Below are 9,118 nucleotides of genomic sequence, written 5' to 3'. Positions count from 1 at the left end.
CCGCCGAAGGAGGCGGCGGAGGCACGGCGCCATACTGTCCGGTGCCGTTCGCCGCGGCGGGCCGCGAGCCCGTCCCCGAGCGCACGGACGAGTCCCCGGGCGCCACCACGTCCCCCGTTCCTCCTGGGGCCGACGGGCGAGCGCCGCTGCCCGTACCACCGCTCGGAGCCACGCTCGGGTACGAGCCGGTGTGCGGGCCGCTGCTGGTGACGGGGCCGAACTCCGCGAGCCGCTCGCCCAGCGTCACCTTGAAGAACTGGGCCACCGCCGCCGGCGACGAGTTGAGCCGGTGGTGCGCCATCACCGCTTCAATCTCCTCGCGCAGGGCCGCGGCGGACGGCGTGCGGCGCGCCGGATCCTTCACCAGGGCGCGCAGGATGAGGTCCGACACGTCCTGGGGGATGGTCGGCTTGAGCTGCGAGGGCACGGGCGCCGGCTCACGCACGATGGCGTTGAGCGTGGCCGCGTCGTGGTCTCGCTTGAAGGGCAGCGTGCCGGTGAGCAGCTCGAAGAGCACCACGCCCAGGGCGAACACGTCGTTGCGTGCGTCCAGGGGCCGGCCCGCCGCCGCCTCCGGGGAGATATAGGAGATCTTCCCCTTGAGCACGCCCGCCTGGGTGTTCTCCTCACCCTGCACCTTGGCGATGCCGAAGTCGCTCAGCTTGATGGCGCCGTCCAGCGAGATGAGGACGTTGTGGGGGCTCACGTCGCGGTGCACCACCGGGTGCGGCACGCCGGCCGGGTCCACGTAGGCGTGCGCGTAGTGCAGACCCGCGGCCGTCTCGGCGACGATGCGCAGCGCGTGCTCCAGCGGCAGGGCCATGCCCTTGCGCCGCAGCTCGTTCATCAGCTTCTTGAGGTCCGGGCCGCGGATGTACTCCATGAGGATGTACGCCACGCCATCGGACATACCGACGTCGAACGTCTGCACCACGTTGGGGTGCGTGAGGCGCGCGTTGGCGCGAGCCTCGGCGAAGAGCATGTCGACGAACTCGGCGTTCTCCGCGAACTGCGGGAGAATCTTCTTCATCACCACGAACTTCTCGAACCCCTTCACGCCCACCTGCTTGGCGAGGAACACCTCCGCCATGCCGCCCTGGCCCAACCGGCGGATGATCTGCAGCTTGGGGGCGCCAATGGAGTTGCTGATGTCCGAGGAGGTGCCCTTGTTGGCGGTCGGATCCACGTTGGTGGATCCGAAGAGGTACTGACTGAGGGCGCGCGGCTCGAGCGCCTCGATGTCGTCCATCGGCCGGTCCACCAGCGTCGAGCGGCTGAGCAGCGGCAGCAGCTGGGGGATGGAGGGCAGGCGCGCGGCGCCGCCGCAGATGGGGCACTCGCGCTCGGGGCTGGCGTTGGCGCGCAGCTTGGCGAGGTACTCGGACGCCAGGGAGCGCTGCTGGTGCTCATGGCCGCAGTTGCGGCACTCGCACGGCAGCCACAGCGTGCCGACCTTCGCCGTCAACGGCCGGGTGAAGCGCGCCAGGGCGTTGAGCACCGCCGGAGGCACGCGGCACAGCACGACCTCCTTGGCCCCCTGCGCCGCCGTGGCCAGCACCTGCTCCAGCTTGGGAATGGCCTCCGGCTCCACCTTGGTGACGTGGGAGAAGTCGAAGGCGATGCGCCCTTCCAGGCCCGAGGCCAGCCGGCGCACGTTCAGGTCCCCCTTCAGCTCGCTGGCCAGGGAGATGTAGGTGATGTCGTCCTGGACGATCTTCAGGTGCGTGGTGAGCGCGGCGGGCGCGCTCGGCGTGCTGACGCGCAGGTAGCGCATCACCACCGGATCCACCGTGCCGAACTGCTGGCGGCTGGCGTGATCGAAGAACTCGCTGGGCAGATCCGCGAACTCCAGCTTGCCGGCGCACACCGGGCAGGAGTGCTCGGGCGCGCGGCCCTCGGCGATGACGGGGGCCTCGGCCTGGAGGTCCACCAGGCGCAGCCGGTCCTCGCCACAGGCGCGGCACGTGTAGGGCGCCAGCACCGACAGCACCCGCGCCACGCCGGAGAAGCCCTCCACCATGTTGAGCTGGTCCACCATCACCGGCGGCGCGTTGACCACGTAGAGCGAGATGCCCCCGGGGGGCAGCTTGCTGGCGAACTCGATCCATCGCCGCACGCCGAAGGAGCTGATGCGCTCCACCTGGCCCAGGTCGACGACGAGCAGCCCGCTGAGGTCCGGAGAGGACGACGTCAGCGGGAACGTCTCGTCGATGATGCCCGCGATACGCACGTGGTTGATGGTACCCACGCGCACGCGGCTGATAGTGGCATTGGAAGCCTGCGTCTCCACCGGCCCGCTCCTCATTCCGACTTGAAGTACAACAACGACTTGGGAAGCGCGCTGCGGCGACGCACTTCTCCGAGACCGACCACGCCCAGCATCCGGGTCTCCTTCCCGGGCACCACGCGGACGGCGATCACATCACAGTGCTCCAGGATGCGCCGTATCCCGAGCCCCGCCCCACCTCCGGATGAATTCACCTGCACGCGCGAGCCCCACGAGGCCAACGCCCGTGCGATGGGTCCCGGGCCCAGTCGCCCGAACAGATCCACCGCCTCCAGGTAGATGCCGCCCTCCCCCATCGCCATCGCCACCTGGCAGATGTGCTCCGGAGCCACGGCCTGCACCGACTCGCGCCGGTGAGCGTAGTACGGCGTGCCGTTCGCATCCGCCGGCGCGTCCAGCAGCGCGTTGGCCGCCAGTTCGTGCATCACATCGGCCGCGAGGGTCGCCGCGTTCCGGTGGCCCTTGGAGGCCTCCACCAGCGCGGCGGCCTCGGACGAGGCCACCTTGAGGTCCACCACCCGCTCCAGCCACAGCTTCACCACCGGCGCACCCGGCGGCAGCAGCGACTCTCCCCGCAGGAGCGAGGCCAGCACCCTCACCTCCGAGGGGGACGGGATGCCCGTCGGCTCGCGCGTGGCCAGCAACAGGGCCGGCGGAGCCTTCTCCAGCAGGGCCACATGGGATGGACCCAGGCGACCATCGAAGAGCACGAGCTCACGCGCCGGTGCTCGCGGGCTCCCCAGCCCCGCCACCAACGGCAGGCCGCTCCGTGCCAGCGTGGGCGCGGCCTGCTGAAGCACGGCGGGAGCCAGGGAAGGATCCGCGATGAGGTGGAGGCCGGTGACGGCCCCCTGATGATGAGCGGCTCTCAAGGTGACTGCTCGGTAACAGCTCAGTACTGGATCTTGATTTCGCTGAAGACGCTCAGCGGGGGAGCGGGGAATCCGTGGGACTCCTCGTAGTTCGCGTTGAAGAGGTTGCTGCCGAGCAGCGAGACGGACACGCCCTCGGTGATGTTGGCGCCCACGCGCGCGGTGGCGGTGACGTAGCCGGGCAGCTGCACGCGCTGGAGCGCACCCGTCTCCGCGTTCATGATGGAGCCCGGGTCGAAGCGGTTGCCCACGTAGAGGGCGTAGAGCTCGGCGAAGGCGAGCTTGCCGAAGTTCGTCCGGCCACGCGCGTAGATGCGGTGGGAGGGCGCGTAGTCCAGCGGCCCCTCCGGACGGGTCCCGAAGGCCAGCGCGCGCGCATCCAGGAACTGGTAGGCCACGTCGAACGAGGAGTTGATGGCGGCCACCTGCGCCGCCGCCTCCAGCTCGAAGCCGCGCACCTGGGCATCCCCGATGTTCTTGAACTGCGACGTGGAGCCGAAGAGGAACTCCTGATTGATGAAGTTCTTCGCGTAGTTGTAGAAGCCCGTCGCCGTCATGCGCACCTTGCGGTCGAAGGGCCAGAAGTCCACCGAGGCCTCGACCGTGTCCAGCGTCTCGGCGCGCAGGTCCGGGCTGCCGAGCAGCGTGGCCGCGTACATCTGCTGGTTGATGGCCAGCTCCGCCAGGGTGGGCGCGCGGAAGGCGCGGCCGTAGTTGGCGCGCAGCGACAGCGTGGGCAGCGCGTGGAACACCACGCTGGCGCGCGGGGAGAGCTGGTCCGAGCGCATGCTCCAGACCTTCTCCGGCATCATGTACTTGTCGTAGCGGGCACCCGCGCCGAGCACCAGCTTGCTGGAGGGCCGGTACTCCGCGTCCACGAAGCCACCGAAGATGTCCTGGTGGGTGTCGTCCGAGGTCAGGCCGGGCAGGACGTTCTGGTTGTTGACCAGGTCGTTCTTGAAGTCACCACCGAAGGTGACGGACAGATCCCCGAGCGAGAGCAGCGCGCGGGCCTCGGCACCCAGGCGGCGGCGCTTGCCGAGCGCCGGCTGGAGCTCCTGGGTGATCATGTTCTCCGTCTCGACCACGCGGCGCTTGTAGAGGGCATAGCCCTGGGCGAACACCCGCAGGTTGTCCGTCACCTGCTGGTCCACCTGCGCGCTCGCGTTGAGGTTCTGCACGCGCTCCACGTCGTTGGCCGTGTAGTGGCAGCGACCGCAGTTGCCCACGGTGGAGATCTGCTGGCCACCCGGGCGGCCAATCTCCGCGTCGGTGAAGTCGGCGTCCAGCGACACGCCCTTCACGCGCACCTTGCCGCTCACCTGGTGCACCATCGAGTCCTCGTTGGTGTCCACCCGGCCCGTCTTCACGTCGTTGAAGAGCTGGGGGCCGTCGGAGCCGAGGCCGTAGTAGTTGACCAGCGCCTCCACCGGACCGCCTCGACCCGCCGCGGTGGCCTGGGCGCGCCAGGTCTTGTTCTGACCGGCCAGCAGGCGCGCGTCCACGCCCCAGTTACGCCCGTCCTTCATCAGATCCGACGGCTGGCGCTCGATGATGTTGATGACGCCGCTGAAGGCGTTGGAGCCGTACAGCGAGGAGCCGGGGCCGCGGATGACTTCCACCTGCTTGAGGTTGCTCAGCGGCGTGGTCTCGTCCGCGTAGAACTGACCCGTCCACGGGTCCGTCAGCGGGCGGCCATCCTTGAGCAGCAGGAGCCGGTTGGAGAGGTAGTTGGAGCCCAGGCCGCGCGAGCTCACCGCCGCCTTGCGCATGGCGCCCCGGCGGCACTCCAGGCCGGGGAAGTACTGGATGGCCTCGCACAGGGTGAACTGGCCGGTCCCCTCGAGTTCCTCGGCGGGAATCCAGGACACCGTCATCGGCACGTCCACGATGCGCTGGTTGCGTTTGGACGCGGTGGTGACCACGGCCTCGCTCAGCAGCTGCTGGACGGACTCCTCCAGGGAGGAGGACTCGGAGCCGGCGAGCGGATCCGGGATGTCCACCCCGGCCAGGGCCGAGGGAGGAGGCAGCGGGCGCGAGGAAGAAGGACCCGTGAAGGGCGCGCGCTGGGGCACGTTGGAAGCGGCCGGGGTCGGCAGCGGCAGGCTCCCCGGAGTGCGCGCCTTGGGCGCGTCCGCCGGCTTCGCCTTGGAGGCCGGAGCCGAGGTCTGGGAGGAAGGTTTGCTCACCGCGCTGGCGTTGGTCGCCGACGACGGGGAGGACTTCGTCTGTGCAGCCCCAGTGCTGGCGACGAGGCCGCACATCAGCCCCACGACAGCGGGGAAGATCGGGCGTCCGCGAACGGCACCGCGCCGAGGAAGGGCCAGTGCCGCCATGCCACGCAGCCAAGCGATTCGAGTCGAGTGCATCGTTCTCTACGTCCCGCGATTGGAAGGAAAAACCTTCCTGGGCGCTCCCCTCACCGTCTTCGCGACGGCCATCTCCGAGCGCCCAGGTTGTTGGATTGTAGCCAGTCTATCTTCTCGACGAGGGAAAAGTCGCCCCCCCCCCGTCACCACCTACGTCACTCGTCCGGCTGCTCCGCCGACACGTCCAGGGCGTCGGCGAAGGAGGGCAGGACGGGCTGCAGCGCCGAGGGCTCCATGAGGGCCTTCGTGTCCACACGGAGTGCGGGCGCCTCCACCAGCACGGGCTGGCGAGCAGGCGGGCCGCGCTGGAGCAGCCGGCCGAAGTCGTCCAGCTCCTTGCCCTGCACGGCGACGAAGGCACCGAAGGGAGCCACCGCCTCGAGCTTCTGGAGGTTCTCCTTCAGGTCGTCCGAGTCCCCGCGCATGCCCACGAGGACGGCGCCCGGCACCTTGCCACTGCTGAAGAGCACCTTGACGCCCTGCGGCACGTGCGCCAGCGGCACCAGCGCGGCCTCGGCGCCCTTGGCCTCCAGCATCTTCAGGGCGGACTCCACGTTGGGCACGGGGGTGAGCTTGAAGTGCTTCTTGGCGTCCAGGTCACCGGCCAGCACCACGTTGGTGACGAACTTGGGGTCCGCCGCGCCCGCGCCCTTGACGATGGCGAGCCGGGTTCCCGCGAGGTCCTTCACCGAGCGCTTCGAGGTGGAGACGATGGCCCAGCGCTGGGACGTCTCACCCGACAGCGGGGCGAGCGCCACCGGAGTGGCCTTGTTGCCGAGTTGCACCGCGGCCCAGGAGTCCACGACGGCGAAGTCGATGGTGCCCTCGGAGACGGCCTTCGAGAAGTCCTCGTAACGGGCGAAGCTCTTGGGCGCCGTGACCCGGCCCGTGGCGGTGGACAGCTTCGCGGCGAGCGCCTCGGCGTACTGGAAGCGCTGCTGGCCGTCGTTGAGGGTGGTGGGCAGGAAGACGCCCAGGGTGGCCTTCTTGGCGGCCGCGCCGGCGGTGGGTGCCCCCGCGCAAACGAGCGCGAGACCCAGGAAGAGCGAGCGAAGGGAAGTCATGGCGTGGTCTCCGAAGCGGTGGCGCTGTCGGGGTTGGAGGTCGGGAGGGTGTTGGACTCGGAGATGCCGTAGAGCATCTGCAACCGCTCCTTCCACTCACGGACGGTGGTGGCGCGCGGCCCGCCAACGGCGAGGTAGCGACGGTAGGCATCCACGGCCTCGCCCATGCTGTTGCGGCGCTCCTGGGCGTCGATGCCGAGGTTGAGCGTGGCCTGGGGGACGGTGCCCTCCAGCTTCTTCCAGGTGGCCACGGCGTCCGCGGGCTTCTTCTGGCGGTACACCACGCAGGCGAGGTTGTGCTGAAGCGCGGCACTGTCGGGCGCGAGCGCCAGGGCGGACTTGAGGGCCTTCTCCGCCGCGCGCATGTTGCCGGACGAGTAGGCGCGCTCGGACTCGCGACGGAACAGGGCGCTGGTGAAGGCGGCCGTCCACTGCGACTGCTCGGGGATGGAGCGCTTGGTGGCCAGCGTCAGGGCCCGGCGCGCCTGCGCGAGCTGATCGCGACGGTAGAGGACGAAGGCGTCCGCGAGCTGCTTCGTGTTGGGCCGGGCCCACTCGGGCGTCGGGCTGAGCGAGCGCTTGAGGCCCGCGCTCGCGTCGGCGAAGCGGCCGTCCTCGGCCTGGGCGAGCGCCTTGGCGAACTGCGCCAGGCGGCCCAGGTTGGACTGGTTGCCGATGCCGGCGCGCTCCGCGGACTCCACGTCCTGGCGGGCGCCCGAGCCATCACCAGCCTCCAGCCGGGCGAAGGCGCGACGCAGGTGCGCGCGCGAGAGGTTGGCGCGCGTCACTTCGATGGCCCGCTTGGAGGTGCCGGGCTCACCCAGCCGCTTGAGGGCGGCATCCACCTGCCCCAGCTCCATCTCCGCCAGGGCCGAGGCCGCGGACGCGTCCGACACGGCGGCCACGTCCGGAGCCATCCGCTCGGCCTGCGCGAAGGACTCGAGCGCGTCCCTGGGAGCGTCCGCGCCCAGTCGCGCGTAGCCGAGCAGCAGGTGCTCGCGCCAGGTGACCTCGGTCATCTGCACGCCCTGCTCCAGCACCTTGCGGGCCTCGGCGTAGTTGCCCTGCTGCAGCAGGGCCGCGCCCAGGCGGCGCGCCATGGAGGAGGAACGCTCCAGGTCGAAGGCGCGGCGCAGATCGCGCACGGCGTCGTCCACCCGGTTGGCGCCGGCGCGGTCGCGGGCGCGGTGGGCCAGCGCACGAGCCAGCCACTTCTTCGCCTCGGGGTGCTCCGGCTCCAGCTTGAGGGCGTTGGCGTAGTCGTCGATGGTCAGGTCCCACTGGCCGGTGGCGAAGTGGTCCGCACCCAGCAGCACGTGGCCGAGCGCCAGCGTGGGCGCCATCTCCACCACGCGCCGGTGCACCTCCACGGCGCGCGCGTAGCGGCCGGCGCGGCGGTTGACGCTGCCCAGCGTGGACCAGAGCTCCAGGCTGTCGGCGCCCGACTGCACGGCGCCCTCCAGGAAGGAGATGGCCTCCTCGTTGCGGCCCTGCTTCTGGAGCGCCATGCCCACGGAGATCTGCGCGCCCACGAAGCCAGGGGCCAGCTCCAGCGCCTTGCGGTACTCGGTCTCCGCCTCGGCGGGGCGGGCCTGGGCCAGGCGCACGTCACCCAGCAGCATGTGCGCCGCCGGCGTGCTGCCCAGCTTCACCAGGGAGAGCGCCTGCACCTCGGCGCGCGGCATGTCCGCCGACTCCAGCAGCAGCCGACCCAGGCGCTCCTTGGGCTCGGGCACCTTGGCGAAGCGCACGGTGAGGCCCTCGAGCAGCGCCATGGCCTCCGCCAGCTTCCCTTCCATCTCCAGCACCGCGCTCAGTCCCATCTGGATGGAGACGGACTCGGGGCGGCCCACCTGGGCGCGCTCGAAGGAGAGGCGCGCCGCCGCCGTGTCCTGGCGCAGCAGGTGGCCACGGCCGAGCAGCTCGTGGATCTGGTAGTCGTTGGCGGCGAGCTTGTCCGGGCGCTGGGCCAGGTAGGCCTGGAGCTCCGCCACCGCGCCCTCGCCGTCCATGGCCATCAGGGCGTAGTAATTGCCCAGGTAGTAGTGGACGAGCAGGTGCTCGGGCTTGTTGACCACGGTCACCTGCTGCATCACCGGCACCGCCTCCTCGTAGCGGCGCAGCTTGAAGAGCGAGATGCCCAGCGGATAGGCCAGCTCCAGCGAGTCGGGGTTGGCCGCGTACACGGGCGCCAGCTTCTCGGCCACGCGCTCATGCTCATTGAGGGCGAGGCCCACCGCGCCGTAGCCGGCGGCGGCCGGCACGGACGTGGGCTCGGCGGCGAGCGCCTTGTTGAAGGACTCCAAGGCCTTACGGTACTTCGCCTCGGCGCGCTTCTTGTCGCCGGAGGTGGCCGCGGAGCTCGCGTCCACCTGGGCATCCTCACCCTCCCGGACGAGTCGCTGGGACTCGGTCATGGGAGGTGGGCGGTACTGTGCGAAAGCCGCCGTGCCGGCGAGCGAGTTGACGAGGACGAGGGCCGCGACGAGGCGGCGGACGGAGGGGCGACGGGGAGAGCGTCTCATG

Annotated in this window: 5 protein-coding genes; all 5 read right to left on the bottom strand. The window is 70.4% G+C overall.

What is annotated here, in order from left to right; all coding sequences use genetic code 11:
• Positions 1-2,305 (bottom strand): serine/threonine-protein kinase (locus VF794_RS09160; protein ID WP_331108830.1); only part of this gene is annotated, 2,305 nt, incomplete at its 3' end.
• Positions 2,302-3,159 carry a hypothetical protein gene (locus VF794_RS09155; RefSeq protein WP_331108828.1) on the bottom strand — a complete coding sequence of 286 codons (858 nt, stop codon included), beginning with the start codon at positions 3,157-3,159 and terminating at the stop codon, positions 2,302-2,304. The genes VF794_RS09155 and VF794_RS09160, both read right to left, overlap by 4 nt.
• Positions 3,160-3,179: 20 nt before the next feature.
• Positions 3,180-5,528 (bottom strand): TonB-dependent receptor plug domain-containing protein, encoded by a 2,349-nt coding sequence (locus VF794_RS09150; RefSeq protein ID WP_414640891.1) that lies wholly within the window; start codon positions 5,526-5,528, stop codon positions 3,180-3,182.
• Positions 5,529-5,683: 155 nt separating this feature from the next.
• On the bottom strand, positions 5,684-6,592 hold the full coding sequence (locus VF794_RS09145; RefSeq protein ID WP_331108824.1) for a PhnD/SsuA/transferrin family substrate-binding protein: 909 nt from the start codon (positions 6,590-6,592) through the stop codon (positions 5,684-5,686).
• Positions 6,589-9,117 (bottom strand): tetratricopeptide repeat protein, encoded by a 2,529-nt coding sequence (locus VF794_RS09140; RefSeq protein WP_331108822.1) that lies wholly within the window; start codon positions 9,115-9,117, stop codon positions 6,589-6,591. The genes VF794_RS09145 and VF794_RS09140 overlap by 4 nt, the downstream gene beginning before the upstream one ends.
• Position 9,118: the final 1 nt, after the last annotated feature.

The organism is Archangium sp. (assembly GCF_036389735.1).
GTDB lineage: Bacteria > Myxococcota > Myxococcia > Myxococcales > Myxococcaceae > Archangium.
Note: the sequence above shows the minus strand (reverse complement) of the source record. Positions and strands in the feature narration are given on the sequence as shown.